The sequence below is a fragment of the Psychrobacter sp. TB67 genome (assembly GCF_000511065.1).
GTDB classification, from domain to species: Bacteria; Pseudomonadota; Gammaproteobacteria; order Pseudomonadales; family Moraxellaceae; genus Psychrobacter; species Psychrobacter okhotskensis.
The window spans coordinates 1-18,216 of sequence record NZ_AYYA01000057.1 but is presented as its reverse complement, the minus strand read 5'-3'; the positions used below and the strand labels follow the sequence as shown (position 1 = coordinate 18,216).

Annotated in this window: 16 protein-coding genes; 12 read left to right on the top strand and 4 right to left on the bottom strand. The window is 44.2% G+C overall.

Annotated features, from left to right (window positions below; genetic code table 11):
- The first annotated feature begins 69 nt into the window (after positions 1–69).
- The 6 genes from W293_RS0111320 (at position 70) to W293_RS0111295 (ending at position 6,184) form a co-directional block, all read left to right on the top strand.
- Positions 70–1,221 (top strand): histidine kinase, encoded by a 1,152-nt coding sequence (locus tag W293_RS0111320; RefSeq protein WP_025652555.1) that lies wholly within the window; start codon positions 70–72, stop codon positions 1,219–1,221.
- 176 nt (positions 1,222–1,397) lie between these two features.
- Complete coding sequence (locus W293_RS0111315) at positions 1,398–2,135, top strand: LytR/AlgR family response regulator transcription factor (RefSeq protein ID WP_025652554.1); 738 nt, start codon at positions 1,398–1,400, stop codon at positions 2,133–2,135.
- 206 nt (positions 2,136–2,341) lie between these two features.
- Positions 2,342–3,376 (top strand): hydroxymethylbilane synthase, encoded by a 1,035-nt coding sequence (gene hemC / locus W293_RS0111310; RefSeq protein WP_025652552.1) that lies wholly within the window; start codon positions 2,342–2,344, stop codon positions 3,374–3,376.
- Between the two features lie 145 nt (positions 3,377–3,521).
- Positions 3,522–4,508, top strand: a complete 987-nt coding sequence (locus tag W293_RS16810; RefSeq protein ID WP_025652551.1) for a uroporphyrinogen-III synthase — start codon at positions 3,522–3,524, stop codon at positions 4,506–4,508.
- A gap of 97 nt (positions 4,509–4,605) precedes the next feature.
- A complete protein-coding gene (locus W293_RS0111300) occupies positions 4,606–5,622 on the top strand; it encodes a hypothetical protein (protein WP_025652550.1) in 1,017 nt (338 codons plus the stop codon).
- Positions 5,623–5,692: 70 nt separating this feature from the next.
- Positions 5,693–6,184 carry an acyl-CoA thioesterase gene (locus W293_RS0111295; protein WP_025652549.1) on the top strand — a complete coding sequence of 164 codons (492 nt, stop codon included), beginning with the start codon at positions 5,693–5,695 and terminating at the stop codon, positions 6,182–6,184.
- 95 nt (positions 6,185–6,279) lie between these two features.
- On the opposite strand, the gene ribBA is transcribed toward W293_RS0111295, so the two are convergent.
- Both ribBA and W293_RS0111285 read right to left on the bottom strand, forming a co-directional pair.
- Complete coding sequence (gene ribBA, locus W293_RS0111290) at positions 6,280–7,392, bottom strand: bifunctional 3,4-dihydroxy-2-butanone-4-phosphate synthase/GTP cyclohydrolase II (protein ID WP_025652548.1); 1,113 nt, start codon at positions 7,390–7,392, stop codon at positions 6,280–6,282.
- Between the two features lie 285 nt (positions 7,393–7,677).
- Positions 7,678–8,970 (bottom strand): replication-associated recombination protein A, encoded by a 1,293-nt coding sequence (locus tag W293_RS0111285; protein WP_025652547.1) that lies wholly within the window; start codon positions 8,968–8,970, stop codon positions 7,678–7,680.
- Between the two features lie 324 nt (positions 8,971–9,294).
- On the opposite strand from W293_RS0111285, the gene W293_RS0111280 reads away from it, so the two are divergent.
- Complete coding sequence (locus W293_RS0111280; RefSeq protein ID WP_051395139.1) at positions 9,295–9,795, top strand: hypothetical protein; 501 nt, start codon at positions 9,295–9,297, stop codon at positions 9,793–9,795.
- Between the two features lie 257 nt (positions 9,796–10,052).
- Positions 10,053–11,030, top strand: coding sequence for a hypothetical protein (locus tag W293_RS0111275; protein WP_025652545.1), 978 nt, complete (start codon positions 10,053–10,055; stop codon positions 11,028–11,030).
- Positions 11,031–11,118: 88 nt separating this feature from the next.
- Here the strand turns inward: W293_RS0111275 and gltA are convergent, their stop codons facing one another.
- Complete coding sequence (gene gltA, locus W293_RS0111270; protein ID WP_025652544.1) at positions 11,119–12,399, bottom strand: citrate synthase; 1,281 nt, start codon at positions 12,397–12,399, stop codon at positions 11,119–11,121.
- Between the two features lie 27 nt (positions 12,400–12,426).
- Complete coding sequence (locus tag W293_RS0111265) at positions 12,427–12,864, bottom strand: hypothetical protein (RefSeq protein WP_025652543.1); 438 nt, start codon at positions 12,862–12,864, stop codon at positions 12,427–12,429.
- A gap of 580 nt (positions 12,865–13,444) precedes the next feature.
- Here W293_RS0111265 and sdhC point away from each other — a divergent pair.
- From sdhC to W293_RS0111245, 4 genes are all read left to right on the top strand, one after another.
- Positions 13,445–13,831: a succinate dehydrogenase, cytochrome b556 subunit gene (gene sdhC / locus W293_RS0111260; protein WP_084212321.1), complete on the top strand. Its 387-nt coding sequence runs from the start codon at positions 13,445–13,447 to the stop codon at positions 13,829–13,831.
- Between the two features lie 2 nt (positions 13,832–13,833).
- Complete coding sequence (gene sdhD / locus W293_RS0111255) at positions 13,834–14,238, top strand: succinate dehydrogenase, hydrophobic membrane anchor protein (RefSeq protein ID WP_025652541.1); 405 nt, start codon at positions 13,834–13,836, stop codon at positions 14,236–14,238.
- Positions 14,239–14,666: 428 nt separating this feature from the next.
- Positions 14,667–16,517: a succinate dehydrogenase flavoprotein subunit gene (gene sdhA, locus W293_RS0111250; protein WP_025652540.1), complete on the top strand. Its 1,851-nt coding sequence runs from the start codon at positions 14,667–14,669 to the stop codon at positions 16,515–16,517.
- Between the two features lie 189 nt (positions 16,518–16,706).
- Positions 16,707–17,417 carry a succinate dehydrogenase iron-sulfur subunit gene (locus W293_RS0111245; RefSeq protein ID WP_025652539.1) on the top strand — a complete coding sequence of 237 codons (711 nt, stop codon included), beginning with the start codon at positions 16,707–16,709 and terminating at the stop codon, positions 17,415–17,417.
- Positions 17,418–18,216 lie beyond the last annotated feature (799 nt).

The window sequence follows — 18,216 nt, the reverse complement described above, 5'->3', positions numbered from 1 at the left end:
TTGTTATAGGGGCATCTGTGCTAAAATCAGTGGCAGATGAATTTTTATTTGAATCGGGATTACTAGGATTTGAAGAATTGGCGTTCATATCGGTCTAAGACAAGTCAAGAGAATAAGAGCTCAAGTATAGCAAATGATGAGGTTGCCTTACTAGCTGCGCGCTTAGAGTTTTTTATTCCCAAGCTCATGGATGTCATGAGACCTTGGCAGTGGCTGCTGTATATCTTTTTTTGGTCACTGTTTGTGACGGTGATTGACCGTCATGACTTGGCAACTTGGTCAGAATTTATGATTAAGTTTATGAGCCGATTTGTGCAAAACACAGTGAGCATCATCCCTTCATTGTACTTAATTGATTATTTACGCCCTGTCTTTACACGCATGAGCATCGTTAAAGCCAGTATTTATGTACTGATGCTACTTATGGTCGCCTCTGGCATAACCATGACATTAGTCATGCTGATCATGCTCAATGTGGGCTGGATTGAATACAATCTGCAAACTTTTATTATAGAGGTCCTGTTCGATACCATCATTGGTGGTGGCTTTACCTTGGTATTCTTGCTGTATTTTTTACGCCGCTATCGTGAAGTCAACGCGCTCAAGCAATCGTTTGAATATAAATTGACAGCGCAAAACGATGTGATTAAAGCGCGCCTTGCCCCGCATTTTTTCTTTAATACCATTAATACTTTGGTGTCCCTTATCGAGTCTAACCCATCACGAGCCGCCGACTTATTACAGCACGTGTCAGCATTATTTCGTGCCAGTTTTGAAGGCGCACGCGAGATTAGCTTTGAAGAAGAAATCGCCCTTTGTGAGCATTATCTTGCCATTGAGTCTATCCGCTTAGCAGATAAGCTGATCATGAGTTGGCAGCTTCCCGATGAGGATGTGATGTATGATATGGTCATCACCGCGTTGACGCTACAGAGTGTGATTGAAAAAATGCTGCTGAATGTGGTTGAGATGACGACAGAGACTATTTATATGGATATCGAGGTAACGTGGCAACAGCACCGCGTGACCATCACAATCCATGTGCAGCTGCCCCAAAAAACCTTGATGATTAATTACGATTTGCGCCAGCATATGAATTTTTATATTCAAGCTGAGCGCTTACGGGCTTATTTTGGCGAAAGTGCGGACATTCAAAGTACGGTGACCAGTAAACAAATTGTCACTGTTATTGACTATCCTCTGCAAGACGTCAGTTTATAATACTTTTCTGGTTTTATTCCTATCGGTAACTGACCGTGGCATATTTATTGCAGCATTTATTATACTACTATCGTCGTTGGTTCTAGATGATGGCGATAAAAGTTTAGGAATAAATGCTATTATGTTATTGATACTATTAAAAAATCTACTAAGTATGCCGTAAGAGAGGAGTTTCCATGCGGATTGTAGTTTGTGATGATGAGCCATTGGCACGTGAGCGTTTGGTTAGGATTGTGCAGGAGTCGGGTCATCAAGTGGTTGCGCAAGCAAAGACAGGCGCAGAGGCCATTGTTGCGGTAAAAACTCAACAGCCAGACATCATTTTACTAGACATTCGCATGCCTGAAATGGACGGTGTACGCTGTGCGCAAGAGCTGTCCAAGCTGGAGCATCCACCAGCGATTATTTTTGTCACCGCTTACGATCATTACGCGATTGCGGCGTTGAAAGCCAATGCGATTGGTTACTTATTAAAACCGGCTAACAAAGATGAATTGTTAGAAGCGCTTAATAAGGCTAAAAATCTAAATGCGGCCCAGCTAAATGAGATTCGTAAGCTCGAAGACCCAACGGCACGTCCCGTGCGAGAACATATCGCGGCGCGTACCCATCGCGGTGTCGAGTTGATTAAGCTCAAAGATATTTATTATTTTACCGCGGATCAAAAGTACGTCAAAGTTCGTCATAAAGACGGTATTGTATTGATTGACGAGACCCTAAAAGAGCTTGAGCAAGAGTTTGAAGACCGCCTCTTTCGGGTACACCGGAACGCTATCATCAACCTCAGCTTTTTGGACTTTTTAGAGACCCTAGATGCTGGACAGTATCAGATACGCTTTAAAGGGATTGATGAGACGCTAGCGGTTAGCCGCCGTCACCTACCAGCGTTACGTGACAAAATCCAAAGTATGTAACAGACCGTTGCGATAGCGAAATAATCAGCCCATATCATCAAACCCTTATTTATGCTTAAATAGGGGTATTTTTTTGCGTCAGCAGTCATGACATATGGTTTTTATCACCTATTTGATAGGGTGGATTTGCGTGAGGGTTTAGCATCCATTTGGCGTCCATTTGGCATTGACAGCGCATTATCGTACCGAACTTATTGAGGCCCTTTATGAGCAATCCGCAGCAACCTGCTTTGACTACCTTAAATATCGCCACGCGTCAGAGCCCATTGGCGTTATGGCAAGCTGAGCATATTCGTGATCGCCTGTTAGAGATGTATCCTAGCTTGACCATTAATTTGCTAAAAATTGTCACTAAAGGTGACAAAATTTTGGATACACCCTTGGCTAAAATCGGTGGTAAAGGCTTGTTTGTCAAAGAGCTTGAGCAGGCATTGTATGCTAAACAAGCGGATATCGCCGTGCATTCACTAAAAGACGTACCCATGCAGTTACCAGAAGGCTTGACGCTCGGTGTTTATTGCAAACGCGCCTCGCCCACGGATGCCTTTGTCTCCAATACTTATAATAGTATTGATGAGTTGCCACAAGGCGCGGTAGTCGGCACGTCAAGCTTGCGTCGTCAGTGTCAAATCAAAGCCTACCGCCCCGATCTGCAAATCAAAACCTTGCGCGGCAACGTTGGTACCCGTTTGGGTAAGCTGGATGCGGGCGAGTATGATGCGATTATCCTAGCGACCAGTGGGCTACAGCGCATTGAGCTGGATGAGCGTATCCGCGGTGAGCTTGATATCGATGCTTGCTTGCCAGCAGTTGGACAAGGCGCTCTGGCGATTGAATGCCGTGAGGATGATACTGAAGTGCTAAAGCTACTTGCACCGCTCAATGATGACAAAGCCCGTATTCGCCTTATCGCTGAGCGCGCGCTAAACCGTCATCTAGAAGGGGGTTGCCAAGTGCCAATCGCAGCCTATGCTGTTTTGCAAATGGCTGATGAAACCGCTGCTAACAACGATGACAATGGTAATGATGGCAACAATGATAACGGCAATGTATTGTGGCTACGTGGTCGTGTGGGGCAGACTGATGGTAGTGAGCTGCTAAAAGCGGAAAAACGATTAACATTAAGCGGCACACAAGATGAGCAAGAAGCGCAAGCCAATCAGCTCGGTATCGATGTCGCCGATCTGCTGCTCGCTGATGGTGCTGGTGCTATCTTATCAGCGATTTATCATCCTGAATAATACCTCAGTGCTAGTGCTTAAACAGTAAATAAGTACGGCGACTGGCTTGGACATATAGTGGTAATCGCTTATACGCCCTTTGATTACGCTAACTTTAATTTCATCAGCATTTTGTCATTGTCATTGTGATTATCATGGTAGGTTTATGTCTTACTCAACATCGCAGTCTACTGATTCCAATCGGTCCACTGAGAATTTATCAGCGCCGCAACAAGTGGTCATCAATACGCGCCCGATAGAGCGTGCAGCGCCACTGACCCAGTGTCTACAAGCGGCAGGACTGTCGGTCATTGAGATGCCGATGTTGACATTACAAGCGCGTGCCACGACCGATAAAGACAGACAAATGATGCGGCAGTGGCTGGCAGGTGATTATCAAGCATTGGTTATTGTTAGTCCGACCGCTGCGGCCTCTGGGTTAGCCATGTGGCAAGCACTTGAGGTTGAGCGTCAAAAACCAAATAAGACTACTGAGCTGGTAGAGTCCGCATTGATGGCGTTAGAAACGCCAAGTCATTTGATTGCGGTTGGTGATGCGACTGCTGCTGTCCTCAATAATGCCCAGCTACCCGGGGCCAGTTATCAAGTACGACAGCCTAGCATTGCCAATAATGAAGGTATGCTAGCGATGCCTGAGATAGAAAGTCTACAAGCAGGCGATAAGCTATTGATATGGCGCGGGCTTGGCGGACGTCGTCTGCTAGTCGATACCTTACAGGCGCGCGGTGTGCATATCGATAGTATTGCTTGGTACGAGCGCATCATGCCAGAGGATGCGCAGAGCCAGTATGAGCAATGGTTGCAGGATTTTTATGCACAAAATGCTTTGCAAGCTAATGCCACTGTAGATAGAGTAAAGCCAATCGTCGTGATCAGTAGTGGCACGGCCTTTGAGCATTGGGCCAGTATTGTTGAAGCCGCGGTAGTTAAGGTTTTAGACGAGAAGAATTTAGAAGCAATTGCAAATCAAAGCAAGACCGATAACGCGGCGCTTAAATTATCAGACTTCGCTTATGTCGTATTGGGCGAACGTTTGGCAAACATGGTCGCACAACAGCAGCTGAGCTATTGGCGTGTGGAAGATTTGGCACCAGAAACTATTCTGGCAGCCATTAACTCTAAAACTTTATAAACATATAACTGTGCTAATTGATGACATGCCTTAGTGCTTGATACATTTTTTCGCTCGCTTTAAACATGGTTAACCTTACCAATAACGGTACTGTCTTATGTCAACGAATTCTGAATCATTATCTAGGGATCCTTCTGCTATCCAGCAGCGCCGCCAAGCAAACACCTTATTGTTGCGTCTGCAATGGTTGGTGATATTGCTACTTATCGCGGCGTTATTAGGCCTATATATTAGCCATCAACGTTTTCAACACAGCGTCAATGAGCGCTTACAAAGCAATGAGCAGGTGATCAGTCGTCTAAATGAGATGGATGATCGCATATTCGCCATGAGTCAGCAGACCTTACCAGAGCCGAGCGTAGCGGCCAGTAACCAAGCTCAAAACCAGCTAGATTTACTGCGTATCCAAATACAGGCAGCCAATAGATTACTGGCTGACAATAATGATAGTGCAGCGATAGACTTACTACGCGGTCTGCACTGGCAATTAGCCCAAAGCAGCAATGAGATTGCCCCGGCGTTGACCGTGGTCATTAAGCAAAGCTTGCTCAAAGATATCGAACGTCTGCAAGCCCAAAGTGCACAACCAAGCCCATGGCAAATCCAAAATCTAGCGATTCAGAATATTCAAGATTTTTTGCACAGTCATGAGCGGGCAGCGAACAGCAATAGTAATGGCACTAACAATAATAATGGCAATGAGAGCACTCAAAAAAATACTCAGCAAAGTAGAGCAGTAGGCAATAATAATCTTACCTTGAACCGCCGCCAATTAACCATTCATGAAGTTATCATGACATTGAATTTAGCGAGCCAAGCCAGCAATATGCGTGAGCAGGATCAGCTTATCAGCTATCTGACGCAAGCTCGTAAGCAATTAAAAACCTTAGTACCACCATCTTCTATGACTGCTAGCAAACAACCTGCGCAATCAGCAGCAAAAAGTATGACGAGCGCTACTAAAAATACAAACGATTTGGCCAAAAATTTAGAAACAATGAAAGCGCCAAGCGACATTGCAGAAGTGATTAATTGGCTCGATCAACTTATTGCCAACGCACCGAAACCAACGCCACTATTGACCACGCAAATTCTAGAAAAACCGCCACGTTAATGACAACGTCAATGAGCAAATCTTGTTTAAAATAGTCGTCTATATCAATATTGAAAGATAAGGTTAAAACATGGATAAGAAAAATAAGACAGCCAATCGTGCCGTTGATGTATCAAGCGCTAGCCGCCCTGAGGAATTGGCACATTATCCTGTTATTCATCATCAGCCGATTCACTGGGGCGAGATGGATGCGTTTAACCACTTAAACAATGTCGTCTATTATCGTTATGCTGAGTCAGCGCGTATTGCGTATTTGCAGACGTTAGGGATGTTTGATGGCAGTATGGTGACAGTCCTCGCTCAGTCTAGCTGTCAGTATTTACGACCAGTCGTATATCCTGACACTTTATTATTGGGCGTACGCTGTCAACGCTTGGGCACAACCAGTATTGTTATAGAATATAGTTATTATAGCGCTTCGCAGCAAGCGCTGGTCGCTACTGCTGAGGCAGTCGTGGTGCGCTTAGAGAGTGATGGCAAAACTAAGTTGCCTTGGACAACCGAGGAGCGCAAGCGACTGCTCGCATTAGAAACAGCAGTCGGACACACGCCTAAATTTTAAAAATTAACCCCTAATAAATAAAAAAGGCACGCTAACGGTAAAGTAGCGTGCCTTTTTATGTGTGACTAATATTGAATCATCCAGCCAATCAAATCCTAAACTTGCTTTGGCGCATGCACAAAATCAACCACGTTCAGATCAAAGCCTGAAAGGGCATAAAACTTCATTGGTGAGGACAATAGGCGCATATCACGCACGCCTAAATGGCGCAAAATCTGTGCGCCAACCCCGATACTACGATAAGGCTGTTGGGTAATGGTAGATAGCGACTCATTATCAGCGGCTTTATCCAAGGCGTCGCCCAAATCAATCGGTTGATGACTGCCAATCCAAACCAACACGCCGCGATCTGAGGCACTGATTTCTTCTAACGCCGACTGTACGCTCCAGCCACTACGGCCTGTGGTATCATTTTTAGCAGCAAATAAATCACGCAAAGGGTGGAAGCCGTGTACACGTACCGTACTGACGCCTTCGCTGACATCACCTTTTACCAAGGCTAAATGCGTTTCATCCGCCCCAAATTCGCGGAAGCGATGTAGGGTAAAGGTGCCGTGTTCAGTCTCAAAGGGACGCGACTCAATCTCTTCTACCGTTTGCTCATTGGCAATGCGGTAGTTGATAAGATCAGCGATGGTGCCCATTTTGATGCCGTGCTCTTTTGCAAATATCTCGAGATCATCACGGCGTGCCATTGTACCATCAGCATTGATGATCTCTACAATCACTGCTGCGGGCTCAAGACCTGCCAATCGTGCTAAGTCGCACCCTGCTTCGGTATGTCCGGCACGGTGCAATACGCCGCCGTTTTGTGCCATGATCGGGAAGATATGCCCAGGCTGTACGATGTCTTCAGGTTTTGCTGCAGATGAGACCGCTGCTTGAATAGTGCGCGCGCGATCGGCCGCAGAGATACCCGTGGTGACACCTTCAGCTGCTTCAATTGACACGGTAAAGTTGGTGCTAAATTTTGCCTCATTGCGATCTGACATCAGCGGTAGTGCCAACTGTTGGCAACGTGCTTGTGATAAAGTCAAACAAACCAAACCACGAGCATGGGTAATCATAAAGTTAATATCTTCAGGGCGCACATGGGTCGCTGCCATGATGATATCACCTTCGTTTTCGCGGTCTTCATCATCCATCAAAATAACCATTTTTCCGGCACGAATGTCTTCGATAATCTCAGGAATCGTATCTAAACTCATAGGAAGTCTCAATATTTTATTATGTATAAATCAGTGTGATGTGGGATATAAATGTTTATCCGGCTATTGTAGCAGTAGATAGCGCCACGCGCTGCTGTGCTAAGGTAAAACCTGCCTTAGTTGGCGCAATATGCTATAAAAATGACCTACTCAATTGGCTGGTGTATATCGTTATGAGGTCATTTTAACGCTTTTCACCCCAGCATGCTGCATCATCTTGACAATCTGTCCATTAATAGCTTAAAAATAGTGATAAGTAATATCAATGATGCAGGCAGATAATCTTTATTGGTCATTACTCGCCGCTTGGCTTTTTAGCCAATCCATAAACTGCTTGCTGTGTTGTTCACGCTGATTGTCCGCAAACTCATAAAAGCTTGTCCCGATTAAATTGTCTGGCAAATATGACTGCGGATAATAGTGGTTGGGATAATCGTGCGGGTAGATGTAATCTTGACCATAGCCTTGATTACGCATCAGCTTGGTCACGCCATTACGTAGATGTAGCGGCACAGGAGATGCATCCTTTTCTGCCAACGCCATTGCAGCATTGATGGCTTTATACGTGCTATTGCTTTTGGCACTGGTCGCCAGATAAACCACCACTTGTCCTAAGATAATACGTGCTTCTGGCATACCAATCGACTGTACACTACGTAATGCTGCATCGGCGAGGAGTAAGGCATTCGGATTGGCATTGCCGATATCTTCACTGGCCAAAATCACTAAGCGCCGCGCAATAAAGTCAGCGGGCTCACCGCCAACGAGCATCCGCGCCATCCAGTACAAAGCCGCATCAGGATCGGAGCCACGGACGGATTTGATCATGGCAGATATAATGTCGTAATGCTGCTCGCCATCCTTGTCATATCGTACTAAGGCGGTTTGCGCCACTCGGCTAACCAGTTCGTCATCAATGATAACTGGCGACTGTTTGCTATCTGCCGTTTGAATCGCCAGCTCTAATACATTCAGCGCTTTTCTGGCATCACCATGTGCCAATTGACTGATGGTATTTTGTGCTTGCAGGTCGATAGTCAAATTTTGCAGAATGTTGTCTTCTTGCATGGCTCGTTGTAAGACCGCACTGATTTGTTCAGGCGTTAGTGGCTCTAGACGATAAACTTGGCAACGAGATAGCAGCGCATTATTGACACTAAAAGAGGGGTTCTCGGTGGTCGCGCCAATCAAAGTAATATCACCAGATTCTACCGCGCCCAGTAGCGCATCTTGTTGGGCTTTGTTAAAACGATGAATCTCGTCGATAAAAACCACTGGCGATTCAAAGTTTAAAGAATCTTTGGTATCTAGCACTTCACGCAGTTGTTTGACGCCAGTATTCAAGGCTGATAGCGCATGAAAAGGCCTGCCAACCGCGTCAGCCAACAGCATCGCAATCGTGGTTTTACCAATGCCAGCTTCGCCATGCAAGATAATGGACGGCAGGTGTCCTTGCTCCACCAAGCGTCTCAATGGCGCACCCTCTGCTAATAAATGTTCTTGACCAATGATAGCATCAAGAGTCGTGGGGCGCATACGCTGAGCAAGTGGGGTATCGGCATGAAAGTTAGGCGGCATAGGACTCTCTATTATAGGGTCGGCTGTTACAGGGTCTGATAATGATTATTTCATCAAAACGACTATTGATTGAATTGAAGACACACCCTAGACATTGGTAGTAAAAATAAGCTAATTTATACAGACAGTACTTCATTTTTATACAAACAGCTCTTTATTACTATTATGGTTGAGCTGCTAGGCTAACGCAGATTGGCGTTAAGAAAAACTGGCTAAGTGTACAGCTTATGTCCTAGACAATTGGTTTTTAATGCTTGGTTTTTAATGTCTGTATCCCTATTAAGGGCTCAGCACCATTCGCTAGCATAAGGCAATCCATTGATGATGTCTCAGCAGACTTTCAAACAGTTTTTACGGGCAAAATTTTCCAAAAAACAATCACGCAAGCTGACTGCTGGTGAAATTGTGCTGGCTCGTTCAGTGTTCGGTAGCAATATTAAACTTGATGATGTTCATCTTAAAACGGCGCTTTGGGTACTAAAAAACTATGCGGTTAGTCCCAATGGCAACATTTACTTTCATCCTGCAGATTGGATAGCAGATTTTAGCCATGCCTCTATTGGTAAGCAAAGTTGGCTGATACACGAGCTAACCCATGTTTGGCAGCTACAACAGGGCCTCAAGGTGGTACGCGGTGCGCTTATCAATCGCCGCTATGATTATGTATTAGAAACAGGCAAGTCCTTTTTTAACTATGGTATCGAGCAACAGGCGCGCATGGTACAGGATTATTTCGTACGTCAGCAGCTTGGGAAAGACTGTCACGATTTAGAAGCCTGTATTCCATTTTTGACCAGACACTCTGTGGACAATACTAAAAAATAGATAGCTCATTCAGCGGTTAAGCTCTATATTGTGATAAATAGCTATTTTTCTGAATACCCAATATTATAAATAGCGATGATGATAAAGCAGGCTAAATACTACAAACACCAGTATGGCTGCGCAAAAACCGAACGCATTAGCACTATACTGAAGCCATACACTGAAACAATGCACTGAAGCCATGAAATGTCGCGACAATCTGAGCTTTTAATAGGTTAGCTTCTAACGTTAGCTTTTAACAAAGGATATGTACTCTGATGTTTAAATTTTTGTCAGCTGAGTCTGATATCGATTCGCACAACGATAGTATCAACCAAGGTCGCCTTTGTCTGCGCCCATCGTCAATGTTGCTGGCGGCGACAATGACAGGGCTGCTATTCTTGACGGGCTGTCAGCAAAAGCCAGCAGAAGAGCCTGTGATAGATTATGACCAAACCACTGAAAAAACAAGCGTAGAAGACAGCGAGCCTATGCCGCAAAGTGATTCAGCTGCTGCCCGCATAGAGCAGTTCCAGCCCTTGTACGTCGCTCAAGCGCAAGGGTTGCAGCAGCGCTTGCAAGCAGAGTATGAGTCATTACAAGCTGCTGATGCGTCAGGTGGCGATGCTTTATTGCTTGAAGGAGCGCCTGACACTACGGCTAATGATGATGGCAATCTTGGCAATCAAGTGACTGCTAGTAATACACCCGATGATAGCGGCTTGCCAGCTACAGAGGCAAGCGACAATAATGTGTCTGAGCAAGCATCAGTACCAGCCGCTACCGAGAGCGATGTTACGGATGCTGACATTAACACCAGTACTGAGGTTGGTGAGCGCGATTTGACCGTGCTTAAGCGTATCAGTCTTGAGCCACGTAAGCCGGTGATGTTGTCGGAAGCACAGATAATAGAAAGCTATCAGCAAGCGATGGAAGCACTATATCAACCGGTAACGACACCACTTAGTGCTGAAGATATCAATACCTTAATTAATATAGCAACCTTGACCCCGCAACTGTTCGAGCATGCAGAAATCGCTGGCAGAGTCAGTGCAAAAAGCCCAGCGCTGGCGCGTTTGATAATTCAACATCAAGTCTGGGAGCAGATAGAAGCTCAGCAAGTGTTAGATATGCAGCAGATGAAAATCAATCAGCAGCAAGAGTTTGAAACACTGATGACTAAGTTCAATGAAACCATTAAAGACTACGATGAGCAAATTGCCAAATATGAGCAGACGTTAAAAGAGTTTCAGTAAAGTGTGATTTGTCATCACGTTATTAAATTTAGACCATAAAAAATCCCGCTACGAGAGCGGGATTTTTTATGTTGCTGATAAGGGCTTACTATTTGCGATCTTCAACTTTAACAAAATCGCGTTTTGTCTCACCAGTATATAACTGACGCGGGCGACCGATTTTGAACGGTGCACTGTGCATCTCTAACCAATGGCTGATCCAACCAGAGGTACGGGCTAGAGAGAAGATAACCGTAAACATTGACGTTGGGATACCAATGGCTTTTAGAATGATGCCAGAGTAAAAATCAACGTTTGGATACAAGTTACGCTCGATGAAGAACGGGTCTTCTAAAGCGATTTTCTCAAGTGCCATAGCAAGCTCAAGCTTAGGATCGTTGATACCAAGCGCGGCTAATACTTCATCACAAGTCTCTTTCATGACTTGTGCGCGTGGGTCAAAGTTTTTGTAGACGCGATGACCAAAGCCCATAAGCTTCACTTCACGGCTCTTCACTTTTTCCATGAATTCAGGCACGTTTTCTACCGAACCGATTTCATCAAGCATCTCAAGAACAGCTTCGTTCGCGCCGCCATGTGATGGGCCCCAAAGAGCCGCGATACCAGCAGCGATACAAGCGTAAGGGTTTGCACCAGTAGAACCCGCTAGACGTACAGTAGACGTTGAGGCGTTTTGCTCATGATCTGCGTGCAAAGTAAAGATTTTGTCCATGGCGCGAGTGATAACGTCATTGGTTTTATAATCAACATCAGCAGGCGTGGCAAACATCATGTATAAGAAGTTTTCTGCGTAATTGAAGTCATTACGTGGATACATGAACGGTTCGCCTTGTGAGTATTTATAACTCATCGCAGCAAGCGTTGGCATTTTAGCAATCAGACGGATAGCGGTGATTTCGCGATGATCTTCATTGCTGACATCTAGGTTTTCATGATAGAACGCTGATAAGGCACCAACGACACCAACCATAATGGCCATTGGATGCGCGTCACGGCGGAAGCCTTCAAAGAATTTGCGTAATTGATCATGAACGCCTGCATGCTTACGAATTTTTTCAAAGAAGTCGGCTTTTTGCTCGGCGTTAGGTAACTCGCCATGAACGAGGGCATAGGCCACTTCTAAGTATTCTGCGTTGTTTGCTAACTGGTCGATAGGGTAGCCGCGATGTAATAATTCGCCTTTGCCACCGTCAATAAAGGTGATTTTTGATTCAACAGGGGCGGTTACTTTAAAACCAGGGTCATAAGACCAAAAGCCTGACTCTTGCAAAGCTGCAACGTCGATAACTGGACGCCCTAAAGTACCTTTAATAATTGGAAGTTCGTATTCTTTACCATCTACGGTTAGTTTGGCGGTAGTGTCAGCCATAAATTCCTCTCCATTGGTTGTAACTTGTTAGAATAAAAATATACCGACGCACAGCCGCGCGCCATTAGTAGTCAAACGGTCAAAATGTTTTAACCCATTTAATATGCAGGCTATATTAGCAGCAATTCTCTCTGATTTGAAAAAACTTTTAGCAGCAATGGCACCAACTGGTGTGGTTTCATAGTATTTATCTACTGTAATTTTTGTATCAAAATATGTCTGCTTGGTTATTTTACTTAAAACACACCCTTTTATCGTGCTAAGCCAAATCTCATTATTTGCATAAGATCTGTATCGATTTGCCAAAATAGAGCCGTTGGCATTCTGGCTATTTATGCCAAAAACAGACTGCGTATGAGTAGTAGGCGAACGGAATGGGGTAGCAAATTCATCCAGCTGAGTCGTCAGGGGGGATTTAGTATTGCACAAATCCGCTTGTTTGTTAAATAAGCCTTCTAATTTCATTACTTTAGGGATAAATTTGTAATTGTCGCCCAGTCATTTTATAATTAGCGTTACTTAACTGGCACTCGCTCTGTGCGAATTGATAAGTGGTCGTGATATAGTATCGCTTAAAGCTGATTCTATCTGTATTTGGCGATGACCAAATGGTGACTGTTTAGACCAAAACCCTAGGTGATGGTCTCATGGATCTTGTTAACTGTCCTATTCTTAAGTAATTAGTAAATAATTAGCCTGTTTTAATGAATGCACTTGTGGTTCATAGTGATATAGAAACGACAGTCGTATTTTTCTGTATCAAAAGTATCAGTAAAAATAGAATAGTTAATCGATCTAATGAATGTTTATCTTTACTTGTTGGCTAGTGGATGGGCTGTCGTCAAGAGCTTATCAGTTTGATGAGTCCTGCTAAACCGTTTATCAAAACCTTTTATCATACGATCCTTTCTTCATATTTAGCACAAACTAAACGAAGTCAGCTAGCTCTTCCTTACTTTATTCGTCTCGTGTGTTGCTCAATGCCTAATTGACGCCATTAATGTCAAGCGTTGCTAGCAGATACAGGAGTATAACCGCAAAAAGGATGCCCGCTGTGAAAAGCAACCGACCTATTGATCTGCCTTTAAGCCAAGTGATTAGCGTTAATCGCTCACCGATCGCAATTGCCTCAATCTTGCATCGTATCACTGGTATTATCTTATTTTTACTGATTCCTGTCATGCTGTGGTTACTACAGAACTCATTGGCCTCGCCTGAGAGTTTTGAGACCGTGTTTGACAACGTACTCGTGCGCTTTTTGGCATGGATATTCGTGGCCGCGATTGCTTATCACTTTGTGATGGGTATCAAGCACTTATTCGCTGATATGGGCATGAACGAAGAACTAAAATCTGGCCGCACTGCCTCTATGGTCAGTTTTGTGATTGCAGCGATTCTAATTGTCGCGTCATTTGTATGGGTGATGTTCTAATGATAAAAAATAATTCAGGAGTCAAAAGCGCGACTGGTCTCACCGGATCAGGCTCACGTGATTGGATTGTTCAGCGCATTAGTGCTGTCGTCTTAGCCGTTTATAGTGTGGTACTTCTAGGCTTTTTCTTAACGCATGGCGATGTGACCTTTGTTGAATGGTCACAGTTTATGATGAGCTTGCCGATGCGCTTATTTAGCTTGGTGGCTATCCTTGCGTTAGCAGGTCATGCTTGGGTGGGAATGTGGACCGTCTTTACGGATTATATTACCACTGGTAAATTAGGCTCAAGCGCAGCAGGTCTACGTCTGGTGTTGCAGGCACTTATGATCATTGCCATTTTAGTATTCTTATTTTGGGGTATTATGATTTTTTGGGGTAATGGCTTCGCTGTCGTTGCTGTCTAAAGACTCAATATCTAAGCTTTATTTATCGGTAGGTTTTATCAATAACGCTATCAATAATTCAGGTTTTACAAACGAAGCTAGATTCTACAAAATAAGCTAGGCTTTAAAAATAAGGATGGACTGCTTGGTCAGTTTTATAGACGGTTAAAGTCTTTAAGAGCAGTCTTTCAGTAGCCATATAATAGTCACGAGTTTCAATTGTTTTTGGCTGAGACAGTCGCTTATATGAGGGTGAATATAAGTCAACTTTGCCAGACACGACGATGACTATGCACATTTTAGTAAGTGGTTTGAGGTGGTTTACCTCGTCAATTTTAAGTGGTTTGCTTGATTAGACAGAATAGACGTTCAATCAGCCAACTACCGTGACGTAATAAGTAACCCTTGTATTTACTTCGCAAGCATTAACAGGCATTAGGAAAACCGTAATGGCAACTAGACAAGATAATACCATTAGTAATATTAAGACCCTAAACTACGATGCCGTCATCGTTGGTGGTGGTGGCTCAGGTATGCGTGCGTCACTACATTTGGCCGAAGCGGGCATGAATGTGGCGGTCATTACCAAAGTATTCCCGACCCGTTCGCACACGGTTGCCGCTCAAGGTGGTATCGGTGCAAGTTTGGGTAACATGAGCAATGACAACTGGCACTTTCACTTTTATGACACCGTTAAAGGGTCAGATTGGTTGGGTGACCAAGACGCTATCGAATATATGTGCCGTGAAGCGCCAAAAGTGGTGTATGAGCTTGAGCACATGGGCATGCCGTTTGACCGTAATGAGGATGGCACGATTTATCAGCGCCCATTCGGTGGTCATACTTCTAACTATGGTGAAAAAGCTGTACAACGTGCTTGTGCTGCGGCTGACCGTACGGGTCACGCACTATTGCATACCCTTTATCAAAAAAACTTAGAGCAAGGTACTCAATTCTTTATTGAGTGGATTGCCCTTGATTTAATCAAAGATGAAGCCGGTAATATCAACGGTGTGGTCGCGCTTGAGCAAGAAACAGGGACGGTTGCGGTATTCCAGTCACCAATTACTGTTTTGGCAACTGGCGGCGCTGGTCGTATCTTTGAAGCCTCTACCAACGCTTATATCAATACTGGTGACGGTATCGGTATGGCAGTTCGTGCTGGCGTGCCACTTCAGGATATGGAATTCTGGCAGTTCCACCCAACGGGTGTGGCTGGTGCGGGCGTTCTATTGACGGAAGGTTGCCGCGGTGAAGGTGCTATCTTGCGTAATAAAGATGGTGAAGCCTTTATGGAGCGTTATGCGCCAACCGTAAAAGACTTGGCACCACGTGATTTGGTTTCGCGCTCTATGGATCAAGAAATCAAAGAAGGCCGTGGTTGTGGTCCGAATGCAGACTATATCGTTATGGATATGACGCATTTGGGTGTTGAAACCATCATGAAGCGTTTGCCATCAGTCTTTGAGATTGGTAAAAACTTTGCGAACGTCGATATCACCAAAGAGCCTATCCCTGTTATTCCAACCATTCACTATATGATGGGCGGTATTCCGACGACGATTCATGGTCAAGTTATCACGCCGGATTTAGATGCGGAGACGGATGAAGACGGCCTATATACCAAAGGCAATGTCGTTAAAGGGTTGTATGCTATTGGCGAATGTGCTTGTGTCAGTGTCCATGGTGCCAACCGTTTAGGAACCAATTCACTGCTCGATTTATTGGTTTTTGGTCGGGCAGCAGGTAAGCATATCGTTGATGAGTTCCATCATGCCGATCACAACTACAAGCCGCTTGATCCACGCGTTCTTGATTTTACCGTGAAGCGTTTAGACAAGTTACAACAGTCTACTGAAGGCTATAATGCTCAAGACGTTGCAGACGAGATTCGTGCCGTGATGCAAAAGCATGCTAGCGTATTCCGTACCCAAGCCATGATGGACGAAGGTGTTGAGAAAATCTTAGCGCTGGGTGACAAAATTGACCAAATCCATTTAGCTGATAAATCACAAGTGTTCAACACCGCTCGTATTGAAGCATTTGAAGTCGCAAACCTTTACGAAGTGGCTAAAGCAACCATGATCTCAGCGGCTAACCGTCACGAAAGTCGCGGTGCCCACAGTGTGTCAGATTATGACCGCCCAGAAGATGATGACTATGCACCAAACGGTCGTAACGATCATGACTGGATGAAGCATACACTTTGGTACTCTGAAGGCAATCGCATTGTTTATAAGCCTGTTCGTAAAGTACCGCTGACTGTTGACTATATCGAGCCAAAAGTTCGCGTCTATTAAGTCTAGACTGCGCGGCTTTTATATCTGTTATATAAAAGCCGCGCAAACGTTCTATCCCTTATTAATTTATTAAAAAGGTGACCGCCAGCTACATGCTCATGCCAGCGCTGTAATAAAGAGAGACCCTCTAGCGCTGACATGCGGCAACCTTTGTATGCCCGCCATCACCTACGTGTGGAGTTTAGCATTATGAGCCGAGGTACTCGCACCATCGAAATCTATCGCTACGATCCTGACTTGGACGCAGCGCCGCGCATGCAAACTTATACGATTGAGCTACTAGACTCAGATCGTATGTTGCTTGACGTGTTATTACGCCTAAAAAAGGAAGATGAAACCATCACCTTCCGTCGCTCTTGCCGTGAAGGCATTTGTGGCTCTGACGGTATGAATATTAATGGTAAAAACGGTTTAGCCTGTTTGTTAAACATGAACACGCTACCCGAAAAAATTACTATTCGTCCGTTACCAGGCTTGCCTGTTGTGCGTGATTTGGTTGTCGATATGAACCAATTCTACGAGCAGTACGAAAAAGTACACCCGTACTTAATTAATGATCAGCCTGCACCGCCAACGGAGCGTTTACAGTCACCTGAACAACGTGAAAAGCTAAACGGTCTGTATGAATGCATCCTATGTGCGTGCTGCTCAACCAGCTGCCCATCATTCTGGTGGAATCCTGATAAGTTCTTAGGCCCATCAGCATTATTACACGCTTATCGCTTTGTTGCTGATAGCCGTGATGGTGATACGCAAGCACGTTTAGCACGTTTGGACGATCCATTCAGCCTATTCCGCTGCCGTGGTATCATGAACTGTGTTTCAGTTTGTCCAAAAGGCTTAAACCCTACCAAGGCAATCGGTCATCTACGTAACATGCTGATTGATCAAGCAGGTTAAACGGGTTCATTGTTGCATGGTTGTATGCACACATCATCACGAAACACCGTCTCATTATTAGGCGGTGTTTTTTATTGAACAAATTTGCATAGTGATAGAATGTGTCGTGATCGAATGCAAGCGAGGTTTTTCTGATTGCTATCTAACTTGCTATTTAAGAAGACAGCCATCATATATTTTAAAGGACGATACGAGGCGCGAAAAAACGTTGCTTCTTACCGTTGTAAGACCAAAAAATATTATAGATAGTAGAGTTTTTCATCAAAAAAGCAGGAAACAACTGGTCAAAAGTAAGGCAGTATTAACAATACGTTGGTGGTATGTAAGAAGATGAGTTATATGAGCAAACTGTCTATATAATTAGCAGTATAAATATATGAAGTAGGAGGTTTATAATAGATATTCATTATGTAAATACCTACTATTGAGCAAACAAACTATGTCATGCGGGGTACGCATGCTAAGCTATACAGCAATGTATGTTTGTCAAAAAAGACGGTAAATATCTCTCATACAAAAACATTTCAGCGAAAATAGCCAGTTTATAGGCTAGCTGAACGATAGGATGTTTACCAAAGATATTACCATTAATGAATTGGTTATAGCTGATAGCAGTATATATAAATTAATGTTGTGAAACGAGTCTGATAAGAAAACCGGACGTTCACAAATAATTTGATTGAATGCCTATTATCTGAGATAAGTATTGTAGTAGCACTCGTTGTCGTTACTTGATATATGTTTTATCAATAGTGATAACGGCTTCTTTCTATAGCACAAATAACATTTAATACGAATA

Excerpts from the sequence above, each read along its gene's own strand:
- W293_RS0111315 (WP_025652554.1), top strand. The coding sequence starts at position 1,398 with ATGCGGATTGTAGTTTGTGATGATGAGCCATTGGCACGTGAGCGTTTG.
- W293_RS0111280 (WP_051395139.1), top strand. The coding sequence starts at position 9,295 with ATGTCTCAGCAGACTTTCAAACAGTTTTTACGGGCAAAATTTTCCAAA.
- W293_RS0111275 (WP_025652545.1), top strand. The coding sequence starts at position 10,053 with ATGTTTAAATTTTTGTCAGCTGAGTCTGATATCGATTCGCACAACGAT.
- sdhA (WP_025652540.1), top strand. The coding sequence starts at position 14,667 with ATGGCAACTAGACAAGATAATACCATTAGTAATATTAAGACCCTAAAC.
- W293_RS16810 (WP_025652551.1), top strand. The coding sequence starts at position 3,522 with ATGTCTTACTCAACATCGCAGTCTACTGATTCCAATCGGTCCACTGAG.
- ribBA (WP_025652548.1), bottom strand. The coding sequence starts at position 7,392 with ATGAGTTTAGATACGATTCCTGAGATTATCGAAGACATTCGTGCCGGA.
- W293_RS0111300 (WP_025652550.1), top strand. The coding sequence starts at position 4,606 with ATGTCAACGAATTCTGAATCATTATCTAGGGATCCTTCTGCTATCCAG.
- hemC (WP_025652552.1), top strand. The coding sequence starts at position 2,342 with ATGAGCAATCCGCAGCAACCTGCTTTGACTACCTTAAATATCGCCACG.
- gltA (WP_025652544.1), bottom strand. The coding sequence starts at position 12,399 with ATGGCTGACACTACCGCCAAACTAACCGTAGATGGTAAAGAATACGAA.
- W293_RS0111285 (WP_025652547.1), bottom strand. The coding sequence starts at position 8,970 with ATGCCGCCTAACTTTCATGCCGATACCCCACTTGCTCAGCGTATGCGC.
- sdhC (WP_084212321.1), top strand. The coding sequence starts at position 13,445 with ATGCCCGCTGTGAAAAGCAACCGACCTATTGATCTGCCTTTAAGCCAA.
- W293_RS0111295 (WP_025652549.1), top strand. The coding sequence starts at position 5,693 with ATGGATAAGAAAAATAAGACAGCCAATCGTGCCGTTGATGTATCAAGC.
- W293_RS0111265 (WP_025652543.1), bottom strand. The coding sequence starts at position 12,864 with ATGAAATTAGAAGGCTTATTTAACAAACAAGCGGATTTGTGCAATACT.
- W293_RS0111245 (WP_025652539.1), top strand. The coding sequence starts at position 16,707 with ATGAGCCGAGGTACTCGCACCATCGAAATCTATCGCTACGATCCTGAC.